The sequence below is a fragment of the Ralstonia sp. ASV6 genome (assembly GCF_016429285.1).
Lineage (GTDB): Bacteria > Pseudomonadota > Gammaproteobacteria > Burkholderiales > Burkholderiaceae > Ralstonia > Ralstonia flaminis.
This window is the reverse complement of the sequence record NZ_JAELUI010000029.1, coordinates 14,293-30,563: the sequence shown is the minus strand read 5'-3', so window position 1 is coordinate 30,563 and position 16,271 is coordinate 14,293. Positions and strand designations below refer to the sequence as shown.

Genomic DNA, 16,271 nt, shown 5'->3' with positions numbered 1-16,271 from the left:
TGTCACACGGCCTGAATTTTCCGGAGATTCCATGACCACACGACGCCGTCTGCTGTGCGGCATGGCGCTCTTTGCGAGCGCTGCCGCCCTTGCCCTTCCTGCCCAAGCTGACATCCGTGTGGGTGTAGTGCTCTCGACCACCGGCCCGGCTGCGGCCATCGGCATCCCCAGCAAGAACACCGTGCAGATGTGGCCTGCCACCATTGGCGGGCAGCGCGCGCAGGTGATCGTGCTGGACGATGCGTCTGACCCGTCGATGGCGGTGCGCAACGTGCGCAAGCTGATCGCCGAAGACAAGGTGGACGTGATCGTCGGCCCGACGATTGTGCCGACGGCGCTAGCCGCGCTCGATGCCGTGGCTGAAGGACAGACGCCGATGATCACGCTGGCGGCCTCCGCCTCCATCGTCGAGCCGCAGGACGCCAAGCGCCGCTGGGCCTTCAAGATGCCGCAGAACGACTCGCAGATGGCAACGCTCGTCACGCAGCACATGGCCGACAGCGGCGTGCACACGGTGGGCTTTATCGGCTTTACCGATGCGTATGGCGAGAGCTGGTGGCGCGAGTTTTCCAAGCTGGCCGAGGTGCGCAAGCTGAAGGTGGTCGCCAACGAGCGCTTTGCCCGCACGGACGCCAGCGTCACCGGCCAGGCGCTCAAGCTGATGGCCGCCAAACCCGACGCCATCCTGATTGCCGGCGCCGGCACGCCGGCTGCCCTGCCTGAGCGCACGCTGGTCGAGCGTGGCTACAAGGGCCGCATCTATCAGACGCACGGCATTGCCAGCACGGAGTTCCTGAAGGTGGGCGGCAAGGATGTTGAAGGCACCCTCTTCCCGACCGGCCCGGTGGTCGTCGCCCGCGAACTGCCGGCCAGCCATCCGGTACGCAAGGTGGCGGTGGAATTTGCCGATCGCTACGAAGCCAAGTACGGCCCGAACAGCGTCACCCAGTTTGCGGGCGATGCCTGGGGCGCTTGGCAATTGCTCGACAACGCCACGGCCCGTGCGCTCAAGACCGGCGCACAACCCGGCACCCCAGCCTTCCGCGCCGCCCTGCGCGACGCGCTGGAAACCACGCGCGACCTGACCGTGCCCAATGGCGTGCTGAACCTGAATGCCCAGGATCACCAAGGCTTCGACCAACGCTCGCGCGTGATGGGCATCATCAAGAACAGCCGCTTCGCTTACGCGGGCCCGCGCTAGATCAACACGTAGAGATTCGCCATGACACGTATCGCCTTCATCGGCCTCGGCAACATGGGCACGCCGATGGTCCAGCACCTGATTGCCGCCGGCCACACCGTGCGCGCCTACGTGCGCCGCCCGGAAGCCGTCGACAACGCCCGCGCCATTGGCGCCGAACCGTGCAGCACACCCGCTGAGGCGGCCCGCGACACGGAGGTTATCTTTACCAACGTCACCTCCACCGCCGATGTGGAAGGCGTGCTGCTGGGGCCCGATGGCGTTGTCAACGGTGCGCCGCGCGGCGCGGTGTGTATCGACCACAGCACAATCTCCGCCGTGGCCACGCGCCGCATTGCGGCCGAGCTGGAAGCCGCAGGGCTGGAGTTCCTGGATGCGCCTGTTTCCGGCGGCACCGGTGGCGCGCAGAAGGCCACGCTGTCGATCATGGTGGGCGGCAAGCCGGAGGTGCTCGAACGCGTGCGCCCGTTGCTGCAACTGCTAGGCACCACCATCACCTACATCGGCGGCCATGGTTCGGGCCAGGTTGCCAAGGCGTGCAACCAGATCGTGCAGGTCATCAACATCCAGGGCATTGCCGAGGCCATGCTGTTTGCGCGCGCCCAGGGCACCGATCCGTCGCGCGTGCTGGCCGCCATTGGGCCAGGCTTTGCCGGCAGCCGCATGCTCGACATGGAAGGGCCGAAGATGGCGGAGCGCAACTTTGCCGCCGGCATCGAAGCGCGCCTGCACGACAAGGATTTCGGCCTCGTGCGTGAAATTGCCCAGGAACTGGGTCTGCAAATGCCAGCGATGGAGCTGGTGGCCTCGCAACTCAACACGCTGGTCGCTAACGGCTGGGGGTATGACGATACGGCATCGCTGCTGCGCGTGCTTGAGCTGCAGAACGCGCAAAAAGCGGGTTGACCGCGCCCTTCCCAGCCCGCCTTGTTTGGCTGGCCAGACTTCTGGCATAATTAGCGGCTCAGCTGTACCTGCCCGAGTGGTGAAATTGGTAGACGCAGGGGACTCAAAATCCCCCGCCGCAAGGCGTGCCGGTTCGATTCCGGCCTCGGGCACCAGATTCGAAGCCGCTTCTGTTCATTCAGAAGCGGCTTTTTCATTCTGAGCAGGGAGTCGCTGGGCCACACGCGCCGTTGTCACGAAACACGACCCACCTCGTCGAGGCCCCCGATATGCCAGCCAGCCCATTGCACACGAAGCCGAGTCGCGATTCGACCCAGGCATTCTGGCATGACCCTGCCATGCCATTCGTCGAAAGCCGCCGCGCCTGCCATAGCCGTGCCTGCTACAAGCCGCACTGCCATCCGACCTTCTCTATCGGGGCGGTCGATGACGGCAGCAGCATATTCACTGGCGCGGCCGATGGCCCAGTCGCGCTGCATCCCGGCACGCTGGTGTTCGTGCCCGCCGCTCGCGTACATGCCTGCAATCCGGCCCCCAACACGGCGTGGAGCTACCAGATGCTGCACCTGGATGCTGACTGGCTCAGCGCGCTCAGGCGAGAGTATGCCCAGGCCAACCCCGTCGACGCCGAGTCCGTGCACATCGTTACCGCGCCAACGGTCTATGCGCGCTTTTGTCAGCTCAACGCGTTGCTGTTCTCCAAAGCCAGCCCATGCGACAAGGAAGCGGCGCTAGTCGAGTTCATTGGCGACTGCGACACCGAGCAAGGCTTGCGCATCGAGACGCCCTGCATTCCCACGCACTTGGCTAAGCAGATCGAACCCGCACTGGACTGCCTACGGGCAGCGCCTGCTGCCAGCACGCCCCTGGAGACGCTGGCGCGCCTGGCAGATTTGAGCCGCTATCAAACAATTCGCGCCTTCCGCGCCGTCACGGGCATGACGCCGCATGCTTGGCAACTCAATCACAGAATTAACCTGGCCAGGGAGTCGATACGCGCCGGGAACAGCCTCTCCGACGTGGCTCAACACCTGGGTTTTGCCGATCAAGCGCACTTTCAACGGGTCTTCAAGGCGCATGCGGGCGCGACGCCAGGCAGCTTTCGCCCATAACGCCACGATTGCAATTTCCTTCAATACAGGAAACGCCGCGGTCGGCACACTGCGAAAAACGACTCGCACGTATGCCCCAGATGGAGCAGTTCCTGATCATTGCCGCAGTGCATTTTCTCGCGCTGCTATCTCCGGGACCGGATTTCTTCCTGATCGCCCGAACCTCACTATCAGCCGGATGGTGCGTGGCCAGTGGTACATGCATGGGTATTGCGCTGGCCAACGGCGTGTTCATCGTTGCCGCATTCACCGGCACGGCTGCGTTTCGGCCTGACTCAATGCTGTTCGTTGCGCTGCAAGTGACCGGATGTGTCTACCTGCTCTATCTCGGTGTGCAGTTCGTGCGCCATGCCGGTAACAGCACGCTGCAGGTGTCGGTCTCGGGCCGTCACGCAGCCCTCACGCAACCGCTTGTGGCGTGGCTGCGTGCGGCCAGCGCGGGTTTTCTCTCGGGCATTCTCAATCCGAAAAACGCGTTGTTCTACGCGAGCCTGGCCGCAATGCTGAGCGGGCCGCACGCCAGCGTTGGCTGGAAGCTAGTCTACGGCACGTGGATGTTCAGTGCAGTGCTGCTATGGGACATGCTGATCGCCATCCTGATCGGTAACCAGGCCGTATTGCGACGCTTCGCGCAGACGCTGCCTTGGCTGGAGCGTATTTCGGGAGTTGTTTTGATTCTGCTCGCGCTGGGCGTCATGATTGCCCTCCTCCGGCGCTAAGCCTCACGAAGCATTTTGCGCTGAGGCGCAAGAACCTTGGCTGGAGACAGCGCTCCCGATAGACGTGGGATAATGAGGCCCTTTGCCCCGGGCACGGCTCAAGAGGTTGATTGCACGGGCGCGCGAGGGCCTTTATCCGCGTGGCCCGCTCCCACAATCGATCCTTCTTCAGTACCCACAATGCCCGCATACCGTTCTAAAACCTCCACCGCCGGCCGCAACATGGCAGGTGCGCGCTCGCTGTGGCGCGCCACCGGCATGAAAGACGAAGACTTCCAGAAGCCGATCATCGCGGTGGTCAACTCGTTCACCCAGTTCGTGCCCGGCCACGTGCACCTGAAGGATCTGGGCCAGCTCGTCGCGCGTGAGATTGAAGCCGCGGGCGGCGTCGCCAAGGAATTCAACACGATCGCCGTGGATGACGGCATCGCAATGGGCCACGACGGCATGCTGTATTCGCTGCCTAGCCGCGACATCATTGCCGATTCGGTCGAGTACATGGTCAACGCGCACTGTGCAGATGCCATGGTCTGCATCTCCAACTGCGACAAGATCACCCCGGGCATGCTGATGGCCGCGATGCGCCTGAACATTCCGGTGATCTTCGTGTCGGGCGGCCCGATGGAAGCCGGCAAGACGCGACTGGCCAATCCGGTTACCAAGGCGATCGAGATCAAGAAGCTCGACCTGATCGACGCAATGGTCATCGCCGCCGACAGCAAGTACACCGACGAGGAAGTCGCAGAAGTCGAACGCTCGGCTTGCCCGACGTGCGGTTCGTGCTCGGGCATGTTCACCGCCAACTCGATGAACTGCCTGACCGAAGCGCTGGGCCTGTCGCTGCCGGGCAACGGCACCGTGGTTGCCACGCACGCAGACCGCGAACAGCTCTTCAAGCGCGCTGGCCACCGGATCGTGGAATTGGCCCGCCAGTACTACGAGCAGGAAGACGAACGTGTGCTGCCACGCTCGGTGGGCTTCAAGGCGTTCGAGAACGCGATGACGCTCGACATTGCCATGGGTGGCTCGACCAACACGATCCTGCACCTGCTGGCGATTGCGCAGGAAGCCGAGATCGACTTCTCGATGAAGGACATTGATCGCCTGTCGCGCGTCGTGCCGCAGCTGTGCAAGGTCGCACCGAACACGAACAAGTACCACATCGAAGACGTGCACCGCGCAGGCGGCATCATGGCCATCCTGGGCGAGCTGGACCGCGCCGGCAAGCTGCACACCGATGCACCGACCGTGCACGCGCCCACGCTGAAGGATGCCCTGGACCAGTGGGACATCGTTCGCACATCGGACGAGGCGGTGCAGACGTTCTACCGCGCAGGCCCTGCCGGCATCCCGACGCAGGTGGCGTTCAGCCAGAACACGCGCTGGCCGAGCCTGGACCTGGACCGCGCTGAGGGTTGCATTCGCTCGAACGAGCACGCTTTCTCGAAGGAAGGCGGCCTGGCCGTACTGACGGGCAACATTGCGCTCGACGGCTGCGTGGTGAAGACCGCGGGTGTGGACGAAAGCATCCTGGTGTTCGAGGGCACGGCTCACGTGACCGAATCGCAGGACGAAGCGGTCGAAAACATCCTCGCAGACAAGGTCAAGGCCGGCGACGTGGTGATTGTGCGCTACGAAGGCCCGAAGGGCGGCCCCGGCATGCAGGAAATGCTCTATCCGACGAGCTACATCAAGTCGAAGGGCCTCGGCAAGGCATGCGCGCTGCTGACGGACGGCCGTTTCTCGGGCGGTACGTCGGGCCTGTCGATCGGCCACTGCTCGCCGGAAGCGGCAGCGGGTGGCGCCATCGGCCTGGTGCGCGATGGCGACAAGATCCGCATCGACATCCCCAACCGCACGATCAACGTGCTGGTGAGCGATGAAGAACTGGCGCGTCGCCGCGAAGAGCAGAACGCGAAGGGCTGGAAGCCGGCCAAGGCACGTCCGCGCAAGGTGTCGGCGGCGCTCAAGGCGTACGCCAAGCTGGTCATGTCGGCCGACAAGGGCGCCGTGCGCGACCTGTCGCTGCTGGACGACTGATATGGCGACGGGCTCTGTGCCCGGTTTTCGAAGCCGCTCTACGGAGCGGCTTTTTCTTTGGACGTTGCCCGTTGCAGCATCCACAGGATGTCGCAAGTGCGCGCGCCGAACTCCCCGAGTCGGCCGTTGTCTAGCGTCTCATTCCCTACCTTGACCGCAGATTCCCCATGATGAGTATCGGCCCGTTCTCAGTGCACGTGATTGTGGTGGCGCTGGCAGCCTTGATCGCGTGGCTCGTTGCGCGATCGATGCAGCGCGCTGAACCGAATACCCCGCGCAAGACGGCAGCCAGCCTGTTGCTCGACGCCCTATTCGCTGGCCTGATTGCCGCGCGCCTCGGCTATGTCGCACGCTGGTGGCCAGAGTACCTTGCCACGCCCAGGTCCATCCTCGCGATCGGCGACGGCGGGTTCGACTGGTGGATCGGACTGCCGGCCGCCATCCTGTTCGTTCTCTGGAAGTCCCGCCATGTGCGCGCGCTGCGCCGGCCTGCCTTGATGGGTATTGCCGCCGGCATGCTGGCGTGGGCCGCTGCACAAGGCACGTCGTCGACGCTGCAACGCGCCACGCCATCATTGGCTGCGCTGCAGCTTGAAGGCATGGACGGATCTGCCGTGTCGTTCGACAAGCCCATCGGCAAACCCGTTGTGCTGAATCTGTGGGCCAGTTGGTGCCCGCCCTGCCGGCGCGAGATGCCGATCCTCGCCCAGGCGCAAACCGACTACCCTGGGGTCGTGTTCCTGATGGTCAATCAAGGCGAGCAGGCGTCCACCGTGCAGCAGTTCCTCGCGCAACAGGGGCTGTCGTTCAACCACGTGCTGCTCGACCCGCTATCAGAAGCAATGCAGACCTTCGGCTCGCGCGGGCTGCCGACCACGCTGTTCTTCGATGCCCGGGGCAAACTGGTTGATTCGCACATGGGCGAAATCACGGCCGCGCGTCTGAAGGAGGCGGTACAAGGTCATCTCACCCCTTGATACGGGCGCAGTCTGGAGCGTTCTCGCACCCGAATCGGACAAGTCCCATAGGATTCGATCAACGCGCCTCCTAGACTCAGGCGCATGCAAACCTCCATCCGACACTCCCTGAGCACGCTGCGCCACGCGGCGCGTGATGCCACCGGTTCTGCAAAATTCCAGCGCGCCCTCGATATCACGGCGCTGGTGCTGATCGTTGCGAGCGTGCTCGTGGTGATGGCCGACAGCGTGCAGGAACTGCATGCGCCGCATGGCCGTGCACTCTATATGGCCGAGTGGGCCTTCACGCTCATCTTCACGGCCGAATACCTGTTTCGCCTGCTCACCGCGCCCAAGCCTGCGGCCTATGCACGCAGCTTCTTCGGCATCGTGGATCTCGTCTCCGTGCTGCCCACCTACCTCGCCTTCTTCTTCCCAGGGCTGCACGCGCTGATCGATGTGCGGCTGCTGCGGCTGTTGCGCGTCTTTCGCATCCTGGGACTGGCGATCTATCTTGAGGAAGGGCATGCGCTCATTCGCGCGCTTAACCGGGCTCGGCGCAAGATCTTTGTCTTCATCGGTGTCATGTTCGTGCTCACTGTGATTCTCGGCACGGTGATCTATCTCGTGGAAGGGCCAGAGAATGGCATCACGAGCATCCCGGTGGGCGTGTACTGGGCAGCGGTGACGATGAGCACAACCGGCTACGGCGACCTCACGCCGCACACACCGTTGGGGCGGTTGATCACGTCATGCGCCATTCTGCTCGGCTACGGCATTATCGCGTTCCCGACTGGCATCATGGGCGCTGAGCTGATGGCCGGCGCGCTGGAGCGCCACCGACCGCAGCAACAGGCCACCAAGGCCGCCCCACCATGTTGCCCGCACTGTGGCGCAGTGGTCACCGCAACGGAAGCATCCGGCACAAGCGCGGCCGAAGATTTGATCGCTCGAAAGAACACAACCTGAGACGCCGATTCTCGACGCGCAAAGAAAAAGGCCAAGCAACTGCTTGGCCTTTTCATATCTCTCGCGATGCGAAGTTCAGTCCCACTGCGCTGCGAGCCCCTCGGGCGAGACTTCGCGGCCGTTGCATTCAAGCGCGGCAATCTGGGTCATGTCGTCGTCCGTCAGATGCAGCGTCTGCGCGAGCAGGTTGCTGGCGAGGTTCTCGCGCTTGGTCGACGATGGAATCACTGAGTAGCCAAGCTGCATCGCCCAGGCAAGCACGACCTGAGCCGGCGTCGCATGATGCCGCTGCGCGATCGCGCCGATCACCGGATCGCCCAGCACCTTGCCGTAGGCGAGCGTCATGTACGACGTGACGTGAATGCCCTCGCGCTGCAGGAATGCCACGAGCTTGCGGTTCTGCAGATACGGACTCAGCTCGATCTGGTTGGTAGCGATGGCGTCTTTGCCGACGGCGACAATCGCCTGCTGCGTCAGCGCGATGTTGAAGTTCGAGATACCGATCTGCCGGGTCAGGCCCTTGGCCTTGGCATCGGCCAGCGCGTTCATGAACACGTCGAGCGGCACGCCATTGTTGGGTGCAGGCCAGTGGATCAGCGTGAGATCGACATAGTCCGTGCGCAGCTTGGCGAGGCTGTCTTCCAGGCTCGGCACGAGCTTGTCTTTCGCGTAGTTATCAACCCAGATCTTGGTGGTCAGGAATAGATCTTCACGACGCACGCCCGAGCCGGCAATCGCCGCACCCACGTCGGCTTCATTGCCGTAGATCTGCGCGGTGTCGATCGCGCGATAGCCAAGCTCAAGGCCATTGCGGACCGAATCAATGACAACCTGGCCCTTCAGGCGAAACGTGCCGAGACCGAAAGCGGGAATCTTGTTCATCATGTGCTCCGTAGAATCAGACTAAGGGTTCACGACAACACGCGTCCGACGCTGCGTGACCTGCAAGCCGACAAGTGCGAGACCTGCCGCCGCGATCACCGCACCGACAACCGGCACCGCCGCGTAGCCGAAGCCTGCGGAGATGGCCGCACCGCCCGCCGCCGCACCCAGTGCATTGCCGAGGTTGAACGCGCCCACGTTGACCGACGATGCCAACCCAGGCGCCTCGGCCGCTGCACGCATCACGCGCATCTGCAGAGGAGGCACGACGGCAAAGGTGGCAATGCCCCACACCAGCAGCGCTGCGGCTGCACCAACGTGTGTTTTGGCCAGCATGGGGAAGGCGAGCATCGTCACGATCAACAGCACCAGGAAGCCGATCAGACTGCCGTCGAGCGAGCGATCAGCCAGGCGGCCACCTGCAATGTTGCCGATCGAAAAACCGATGCCGATCAGCACCAGCATCGCCGTCACGAATGCAGGCGTTGCGCCGGTCAGTTGCGCCAGGGTTGGCGCAACGTACGTGTAGAGCGTGAACATGGCACCGGCGCCGAGCACGGTGGTGGCGAGCGCACCCAGCACGACAGGCCGCGTCAGCACCGCAAATTCAGCACGCAAGTTGGGCATCTTGCCGGCCTCGCCCTTGGGCAGCGCGGCAAGCAGCCCCGCAATGGCGATCAGGCCCAGGCTGGCCGTAGCGGCAAACGACATGCGCCAGCCGATCATCTGGCCTAACCACGTTGCGGCCGGCACGCCGCCCACGTTGGCGATCGTCAGGCCCATGAACATGGTTGCCACCGCACTTGCCTGCTTCTCGCGCGGCACGAGGCTGGCCGCCACAACGGAACCCAACCCGAAGAACGCGCCGTGATTGAGGCTGGTGACGAGCCGCGCAAGCAGCAGCGTCATGTAGTCCGGAGCAACCGCCGACAGCAAGTTGCCGATCGTGAAGATGCTCATCAGCGCGATCAGTGCCTTCCGGCGGGGCCAGCGCGCAAGCAACAGCGTCATCACGGGCGCGCCAACCATCACGCCGATGGCGTAGGCGCTGATCAACATCCCGGCTTGCGGAATCGACACATGCACGCCGTCGGCAATCACGGGCAGCAAACCCATGGGTGAAAACTCGGTGGTGCCGATGCCGAAGGCACCGGCAGCGAGCGCAAGCAGCGGCAGCGCTGCGCTGCTGCGGGTGCGCTCGGTAGAAAGGGGGGTTGGGTTCATGTTGGTGCTCTCCTAAGACCAGCACGCGGACGGCGATAACCCCAGGGGTGACCGCTTGGCGTCGTGGGAATGGTGCGCAGTGTGCTGGCTTTGCCCGTGCGCATAAACCCGGTCTGACAAGAAAGACTCTTGAATCTCAATCAACAATCCAAGGGCACCGGCACGTTGCAATTGGCCTATCCTTCACTTTTTTATATATGTCATGCTGTGATATATTTCACCGAAAACGTACCGCCACATCATGTCGCCCGCCACACCACGCCCACTGTCCAAGCAGGATTTCGAAACCCTGTCCGACTTCCGCTATCACCTGCGCCGCTTCCTGCGCGCGTCCGAAGACCTGATCCAGTCCGAGGGGATCACGCCGCTGCAATATCAGTTGCTGCTGCACATCAAAGGCTATGCGAGACGCGAATGGGCGACCGTTGGTGAGCTGGCAGAGCGTCTGCAGGCCTCGCCGCACGGCACGGTGGCACTGGTCACCCGCTGCGAGGAAGCAGGCCTGGTCGAACGCCGCCCGAGTGACGCCGACGCGCGCCAGGTCGAGGTTCATCTCACCAAAAAGGGCGACCGCTTGGTCGCCCTGCTGGCCGCGCTGCACCAGAGCGAACTGAGCGCCTTCAGCCGCGCTTTCAAGATTCCTCAGATCGAACCATCCGCCGAGCTGTAACGTCATGCACATCCTCGCCCATGAACACGCGCATCGGCGTGACTTCGCGACCGACACGACACTCTTTCGGACCACCGCGCTGGCGGTTGTCATCGCCGCCTTCGCCACGCTGGCGGCGGTGGCGCTGCTCAACCTGATCCGCTTCTTCACCAACCTGTTCTTCTTCCAGACGCTGTCGCTGGCGGACCATTCGCCGGCGGCCAACACGCTGGGGCTGTGGGTAATCGTAGTGCCGGTCATTGGCGGGCTGATCGTCGGGCTCATGGCGCGCTTCGGCTCGGAGAAGATCCGCGGCCACGGCATTCCCGAAGCCATTGAGGCCATCCTGTTCGGCAAGAGCAAGATGTCGCCCAAGGTGGCCGTGCTCAAGCCACTATCGTCGGGCATCGTGATCGGCAGCGGCGGACCGTTCGGCGCAGAAGGCCCGATCATCATGACCGGCGGTGCAATCGGTTCGCTATTCGCGCAGTTCTTCAAGCTGACCGCCGCTGAGCGCAAGACGCTGCTGGTGGCCGGTGCCACGGCGGGCATGACGGCGGTGTTCGGCACGCCGGTGGCCGCGTTGCTGCTGGCGGTGGAGCTGCTGCTGTTTGAATGGCGCCCGCGCAGCATGCTGCCGGTGGCGGTGGCGTGTGCAGTCGCGGGTTTCCTGCGCATGCTGGTGCTGGAGACGGGTCCGCTCTTCCCGCTGGAGACGGCACCGGCAACGCTGCCCGCGCTGGGTTCATGCGTGGTCGCGGGGCTGCTGTGCGGTGCGCTGGCACGCTCGCTGTCGATGGCGCTCTACAAGGTAGAAGACCTGTTCGGCCGCCTGCCGATTCACTGGATGTGGTGGCCAGCCATCGGCGGGCTGGCGGTCGGCATTGGCGGATACCTTGAGCCGCGTGCGCTGGGGGTCGGCTACGACGTGATCGGCGATCTGCTGCACAACCATCTGGCCATCCGCGTAGCGCTGGCGCTGCTGGTGGTCAAGGCCATCATCTGGGTGATCGCGCTGGGCTCAGGCACCTCGGGCGGCGTGCTCGCCCCGCTGCTGATGATGGGCGCGGGCCTGGGCGTGCTGATCGGCCCCGTGCTGCCCGGCGGCGATCCGGGCCTGTGGCCACTCGTGTGCATGGCTGCCACGCTGGCCGGCGTGCTGGGCGCCCCACTCACGGCCATCGTCTTTGCCTTCGGACTTACGCAAGACGTCAACGCCTTGTTGCCGGTCCTGCTGGCGGTGGCGGTGTCCTACGGTTTTGTCGTGCTGACCATGCCTCGCTCAATCATGACCGAGAAGATCGCGCGGCGCGGTTTCCACATCTATCGCGAATACGCCGTCGACCCGCTCGAACGTCACGCCGTGAGCGAGGTGATGACGCGATCCGTGCAAACCATTGAAGCCACCGCTTCGATCACGGACGTACTGATGGCGCACTTTGGCGCGGCGCAGGCGCATCGCGCATTTCCCGTCGTTCGCGACGGCGCATTGATCGGCATGCTGGATCGCGATGCCCTGCTGGCCAGCCAGAAACGCGGTGCAACCGCCATTGCCGAACTGTTCGGCGCCAATGCACCTGTGATGGCACTGCCGGACGAAACCTGCCGCATCGTCGCCACGCGTTTGGCTGTGCACGGGCTGGAGCGGCTGCCCGTGGTGGCTGATTCACACGCGCGCAAGCTGGTGGGCATCGTGTCGCGCAGCGACCTGGTCAAGCCGTCACTGGCATTCTTTGATGAAGAGCAGCGCCGCGAGCGCTTTCGCCGTGCGCCACTGTCGGGCGCACGCACGCAGCTGGAGCTCAGGCGCCGGCGGGCCAGCCGGGCCCCACGATAGTGCCTTGCGGCTTACTGGAGGACGAGCTCGACGCGGCGGTTCTTCGCGCGTCCGGACTCGGCGTCGTTGCTGGCCACGGGCGCCAGCGATGCCACGCCCTTGCCCGACAAGCGCCCTGCCGCAATCCCATATTGCGATGACAGCGCCTTGACCACTGCATCCGCACGCTGCTGCGACAGATCCTGGTTGCGCGCAAACTGCCCCTGGTTGTCTGTGTGCCCCACGATGAACACCTTGAGCGCAGGCGCCGTCTTCAGCAACTGCGCCATCTGGTCGAGCTGCGCCTTCGACTCCGGCTTGAGCGTCGCCTTGTCGGTGTCGAAGTAGACGCCGTATAGCGCGACCTTGCCATCGCTCTGCAGGGCTTTCTGCAGCGCCGATGCGTCCAGCAGCTGCACCTGCCCGGTCTGCATGGCCTGCCCGTCAACCACCTGCTCGTAGACGTACGCGCCGCCATTGCCCGAGGTGCTGGCTTCCATCACATGCAGGAACACCGTGGTGGTGCCCTGTGCATTCGCACGCTGCGCCAGAATCGCCCGATGGGGCGGGCCGAACGAGGCGTCGCCAAACCCAGTCGGGGCGACTTTATTCATGTTGTGTACGTAGCCCGCGAAGCGCCTTCCGCAGTCATCGTTTGCACACTGGAACAGCACCTTGAATCCCGACTTGGCCAGGGCCTGCTCGTAGTTGCGCGTAATCTCCAGCGCGCTCTTGTCGCCGGGAATCCGGTAGCTGATGTAGGTGATCTTGCCTTCGGTCTTGAGCAGCTTCGGATTGCTGTCGTCTTCGATGGGCGCGTTGGGCAGTACCGCCTCGTCAAAGCTGGTCACCTTGTAGGCGGCGATGGTGGCACCGGCAAAGCGCCCCAGCGCCGGGTGGTCCTTGGACCCTTTGATATCAGCGGCATGCGCCAGCGCGGTGGCGACCAACAGCGGCAACACCGCCAATACAGACAGACGATTCGACAAGATTCCCTCCGGAGCACGATCGACAGGCGCCATCTGGCGCGTCGGCCGAGTATAGGAAGCTGTCTGCTGCGTTGTGTTACGCCGCCTTAACCTGCCTAACCTGCGATGTGCCGGTTGCGCCCGCTCTCCTTGGCACGGTACAGCGCCAGATCGGCACGTTTGAGCATCTCCGATGCGGTGTCGCCTGTGCGATAGCCCGTCATGCCCATGCTGACGGTCATGGTCAGGCCGGTGGGGAAGTTATCGTCGGGTTCAGCCACGGCGGCGCGCAGGCGCTCGGCCACCTCGGTGGCCTCCTCCAGCGTGGTACGGCCCATCACAACGGCAAACTCCTCGCCGCCCAGGCGGCCGACAAGATCGCTGCTGCGCAAGGCCCCCGTGGCCAGCGAAGCAAAGCGCTGGAGCGCCATGTCGCCCACCGCGTGGCCCCACGTATCGTTGATGCGCTTGAAATGATCCAGATCGGCCAGCACCAGCACGAGCGGCTCGCCGCGATTGTGCGCGCGCGTGAGCACGGTATCGAACAGCGCAAGGAAGCGGCGCCGCGTCAGTACACCGGTCAGGTGGTCGAAGTGCGCCTCGTTGGCGAGCGCGCTGTTGGTGCGCTGCAGCCGCTGGTTCAAGTGGCGTGTCAGGCGATGGTGCTGCCGCTCACGCACCAATGACCACACCACCAGCACAAAGCTCAGCAACACGCTCACGAACAGCGCGAAACCGATCGCGCGGTTGCGGTCATGGTTGGCCATCTGCTGAGACCACGCCAGCAGCGGCTCGGCCACCATGATCGTAAGGTCAGCGCTCGCGTTGCGCGACACGGTCAGCGAAGGCGTGGCAACGCCATCACGCCAGGTCAGTGCGTTGCGCACCTCGACCGGCACCCAGTTAGGCACGTCGCGATGCGCTTGCGCCGTCGGTCCGCTTGGGTGATACGGCCACACATCAAAATCGACACGCTGATACGCGTTGTAGCGCTCGCTTGCGCTCATATGCTGCAGGCGTGAGTCCGGCAGGATCTTGCCCACAAGCGAAGCATCGGTCGACAGAATGATGAGCCCGTTCGGATCCGTCAGCAGCGAGGTGGGATGCGACACCCAGTGCTGCAGGCGCGTAAGGCTCACCTTGGTGGCCACCGCCGCCACGAGATAGCCCGCATCGTCATACACCGGCGCGGCAAAGAACAAGCCCGGCACGGCCGTCACCATGCCAACGGTGAACTGCTCGCCCAGCCCACCCAGCATTGCCTCCTTCATGTAGGGCTGCATGGCCGACTGCACGCCGAGGAACGATTCCGCATGGCTCGCGTTGTTGGCCAGCACCACGTAGCCGCGCTGGTTGACGACCCACACGTAGTCCAGCCCAAGATCACCCGCGGCGGTGCCCAGGAACGCGCTGGTATCCGCGACTTCAGGATGCGCCAGCGCTTCCTTGGCGCGCGAGCCCTGGTCCATCAGGTTCCAGCGCCGCGTGTCGACGCGATCCACGGCACGCGGAACGGCATCGATCTGCGCGAGCGTCTGCGGAATGGCACGCAACAGCGCCACGTCAGCGGTGATCTGGTTCGACATGCCCTCGGCCACCTGGGCAGCCAACTGGCGGCGCGCATCCACCATCTGCTGTACATCGCGTGCGCCCATCGCATCGGCCACCATGTTGGCGGCAAATCCGCATAGCACCACGCCCACGGCCAAGCCCGCCACCACGAGTGCAACGCGCGCAATGCGGCGGCGCTCGGACGAGGCCAGTGCTGATGTCGGCGAAGGCGCGGGCCCAGCCATGTCAGGCCTCCGTTTGCAGGAAGTCGGCCACGGTCGGATAGCGCAGCGTCACACGCAGCTCGCGCATCAGCCGTGCATTGCGCAATCGGCGCGACTCGCTCATGAAGGACAGCAGCGACGGCTCGATCTGCGCAACGGCTTGGGCCCTGGAGATGCGCGGCGGCCGCTGCAAGCCGCGCGCGTCTGCCACAGCATCAAAGTAATCGCCCATGCGCAACTCGGAGGCATCGCTGGCGTGCACGACGCGCTGGGCGCGGCCGCGCACCAGTGCAGCAATCAGCGCGCGCGCCAGATCGTCAGCGTGGATGTGGTTGGTGTAGACGTCATCTTCTGCACGCAAGGCAGGTGTGCCACGCTGCAGACGTGCCACCGGAAGGCGGTCGGCGGCATAAATACCGGGAATGCGAAGAATCGACGTGCGCCAGCCGCCGCCCACGCCAAACCAGCGCACCCGGCGTTCTGCCGCCACACGGCGCTGGGCGCGCGCGGTGGTCGGCTTGACCGGGCGGGATTCATCCACCCATGCGCCGGCCGCATCACCGTAGACGCCACTGGTGCTCGCGTACACGAATGCGCGCGCTTGGAGGCGGGTTTTCAAGCGGCCCGTCAAGCCACCAAACCGACGCGCCCGGTCGGGTAAAATGCGTTGTTTTGTGCCTCGGGACATGGGGCCCGGACGGGCCAACGCGTGCACCAGTGCGGCGGTACGCGGGTCGTCATTGCCGGTGGACGGCGGCGGCGCCAAGTGCAGCACGCGCGGGCTCAAGCCCCGCAGGCGGCGCAGCGATGCGGCATCGTCCAGGTTGGCCAGGACCGGCACGGCGCCGGCCTCGCGCAGCGGTGTACGACCTTCTTGGCGCGAGGTGACGGCAAAGACGCGAAAGCGCTTGCGCAGCATCGTCAGGCAACGCTGGCCGACATCACCGCAGCCGACGATCAGCACGCTTGGTGCCCCCAGGCGGGACATGGATTTCGGTGACCGGGCTCTTGCCGGGGTCATGATTGGACGTGCCGCAGTAAGGCGACCAGACAC

14 protein-coding genes and 1 tRNA gene are annotated in these 16,271 nt (G+C 64.4%); 10 read left to right on the top strand and 5 right to left on the bottom strand.

The genetic code is table 11. The features are described from left to right. Positions 1-31: 31 nt before the first annotated feature. The 8 genes from JHD73_RS07875 (at position 32) to JHD73_RS07840 (ending at position 7,903) form a co-directional block, all read left to right on the top strand. A complete protein-coding gene (locus JHD73_RS07875; RefSeq protein ID WP_199029464.1) occupies positions 32-1,201 on the top strand; it encodes an ABC transporter substrate-binding protein in 1,170 nt (389 codons plus the stop codon). A 21-nt stretch (positions 1,202-1,222) separates the two neighbouring features. Further along, a complete protein-coding gene (locus tag JHD73_RS07870) occupies positions 1,223-2,107 on the top strand; it encodes an NAD(P)-dependent oxidoreductase (protein ID WP_199029462.1) in 885 nt (294 codons plus the stop codon). A gap of 70 nt (positions 2,108-2,177) precedes the next feature. Then, positions 2,178-2,262, top strand: a tRNA-Leu gene (locus tag JHD73_RS07865). A 183-nt stretch (positions 2,263-2,445) separates the two neighbouring features. Then, on the top strand, positions 2,446-3,219 hold the full coding sequence (locus JHD73_RS07860; RefSeq protein WP_233176839.1) for an AraC family transcriptional regulator: 774 nt from the start codon (positions 2,446-2,448) through the stop codon (positions 3,217-3,219). A 71-nt stretch (positions 3,220-3,290) separates the two neighbouring features. Further along, a complete protein-coding gene (locus JHD73_RS07855; protein ID WP_306663027.1) occupies positions 3,291-3,938 on the top strand; it encodes a LysE family translocator in 648 nt (215 codons plus the stop codon). A gap of 180 nt (positions 3,939-4,118) precedes the next feature. After that, entirely contained in the window at positions 4,119-5,978 is a 1,860-nt protein-coding gene (ilvD, locus tag JHD73_RS07850; RefSeq protein ID WP_199029459.1) for a dihydroxy-acid dehydratase, read from the top strand. A gap of 167 nt (positions 5,979-6,145) precedes the next feature. Then, the gene (locus tag JHD73_RS07845; RefSeq protein ID WP_199029457.1) at positions 6,146-6,955 is read left to right on the top strand and encodes a TlpA disulfide reductase family protein; all 810 of its coding nucleotides are present in this window, start codon (positions 6,146-6,148) and stop codon (positions 6,953-6,955) included. A gap of 84 nt (positions 6,956-7,039) precedes the next feature. Continuing rightward, on the top strand, positions 7,040-7,903 hold the full coding sequence (locus JHD73_RS07840) for an ion transporter (RefSeq protein WP_199029455.1): 864 nt from the start codon (positions 7,040-7,042) through the stop codon (positions 7,901-7,903). A gap of 75 nt (positions 7,904-7,978) precedes the next feature. Here the strand turns inward: JHD73_RS07840 and dkgB are convergent, their stop codons facing one another. After that, positions 7,979-8,785, bottom strand: a complete 807-nt coding sequence (dkgB, locus tag JHD73_RS07835) for a 2,5-didehydrogluconate reductase DkgB (RefSeq protein WP_199029453.1) — start codon at positions 8,783-8,785, stop codon at positions 7,979-7,981. A 21-nt stretch (positions 8,786-8,806) separates the two neighbouring features. Beyond that, a complete protein-coding gene (locus JHD73_RS07830; protein WP_199029451.1) occupies positions 8,807-10,009 on the bottom strand; it encodes an MFS transporter in 1,203 nt (400 codons plus the stop codon). Between the two features lie 238 nt (positions 10,010-10,247). Here JHD73_RS07830 and JHD73_RS07825 point away from each other — a divergent pair, with 238 nt between their 5' ends. Both JHD73_RS07825 and JHD73_RS07820 read left to right on the top strand, forming a co-directional pair. Next, positions 10,248-10,679, top strand: a complete 432-nt coding sequence (locus JHD73_RS07825) for a MarR family winged helix-turn-helix transcriptional regulator (RefSeq protein ID WP_199029496.1) — start codon at positions 10,248-10,250, stop codon at positions 10,677-10,679. Between the two features lie 4 nt (positions 10,680-10,683). Further along, positions 10,684-12,495: a chloride channel protein gene (locus JHD73_RS07820; RefSeq protein ID WP_199029449.1), complete on the top strand. Its 1,812-nt coding sequence runs from the start codon at positions 10,684-10,686 to the stop codon at positions 12,493-12,495. 11 nt (positions 12,496-12,506) lie between these two features. On the opposite strand, the gene JHD73_RS07815 is transcribed toward JHD73_RS07820, so the two are convergent. From JHD73_RS07815 to JHD73_RS07805, 3 genes are all read right to left on the bottom strand, one after another. Next, positions 12,507-13,463, bottom strand: coding sequence for an OmpA family protein (locus JHD73_RS07815; RefSeq protein ID WP_233176837.1), 957 nt, complete (start codon positions 13,461-13,463; stop codon positions 12,507-12,509). A gap of 95 nt (positions 13,464-13,558) precedes the next feature. Beyond that, a complete protein-coding gene (locus JHD73_RS07810) occupies positions 13,559-15,238 on the bottom strand; it encodes a diguanylate cyclase (protein WP_199029445.1) in 1,680 nt (559 codons plus the stop codon). A 1-nt stretch (position 15,239) separates the two neighbouring features. Next, complete coding sequence (locus JHD73_RS07805) at positions 15,240-16,205, bottom strand: NAD-dependent epimerase/dehydratase family protein (RefSeq protein WP_233176836.1); 966 nt, start codon at positions 16,203-16,205, stop codon at positions 15,240-15,242. Positions 16,206-16,271: the final 66 nt, after the last annotated feature.

Bases quoted from the DNA above. Each gene is read 5' to 3' on its own strand.
- JHD73_RS07805 (WP_233176836.1), bottom strand. From the start codon at position 16,205: ATGTCCCGCCTGGGGGCACCAAGCGTGCTGATCGTCGGCTGCGGTGAT.
- JHD73_RS07870 (WP_199029462.1), top strand. From the start codon at position 1,223: ATGACACGTATCGCCTTCATCGGCCTCGGCAACATGGGCACGCCGATG.
- dkgB (WP_199029453.1), bottom strand. From the start codon at position 8,785: ATGAACAAGATTCCCGCTTTCGGTCTCGGCACGTTTCGCCTGAAGGGC.
- JHD73_RS07830 (WP_199029451.1), bottom strand. From the start codon at position 10,009: ATGAACCCAACCCCCCTTTCTACCGAGCGCACCCGCAGCAGCGCAGCG.
- JHD73_RS07840 (WP_199029455.1), top strand. From the start codon at position 7,040: ATGCAAACCTCCATCCGACACTCCCTGAGCACGCTGCGCCACGCGGCG.
- JHD73_RS07875 (WP_199029464.1), top strand. From the start codon at position 32: ATGACCACACGACGCCGTCTGCTGTGCGGCATGGCGCTCTTTGCGAGC.
- JHD73_RS07855 (WP_306663027.1), top strand. From the start codon at position 3,291: ATGCCCCAGATGGAGCAGTTCCTGATCATTGCCGCAGTGCATTTTCTC.
- JHD73_RS07820 (WP_199029449.1), top strand. From the start codon at position 10,684: ATGCACATCCTCGCCCATGAACACGCGCATCGGCGTGACTTCGCGACC.
- JHD73_RS07845 (WP_199029457.1), top strand. From the start codon at position 6,146: ATGATGAGTATCGGCCCGTTCTCAGTGCACGTGATTGTGGTGGCGCTG.
- JHD73_RS07860 (WP_233176839.1), top strand. From the start codon at position 2,446: ATGCCATTCGTCGAAAGCCGCCGCGCCTGCCATAGCCGTGCCTGCTAC.
- JHD73_RS07810 (WP_199029445.1), bottom strand. From the start codon at position 15,238: ATGGCTGGGCCCGCGCCTTCGCCGACATCAGCACTGGCCTCGTCCGAG.
- ilvD (WP_199029459.1), top strand. From the start codon at position 4,119: ATGCCCGCATACCGTTCTAAAACCTCCACCGCCGGCCGCAACATGGCA.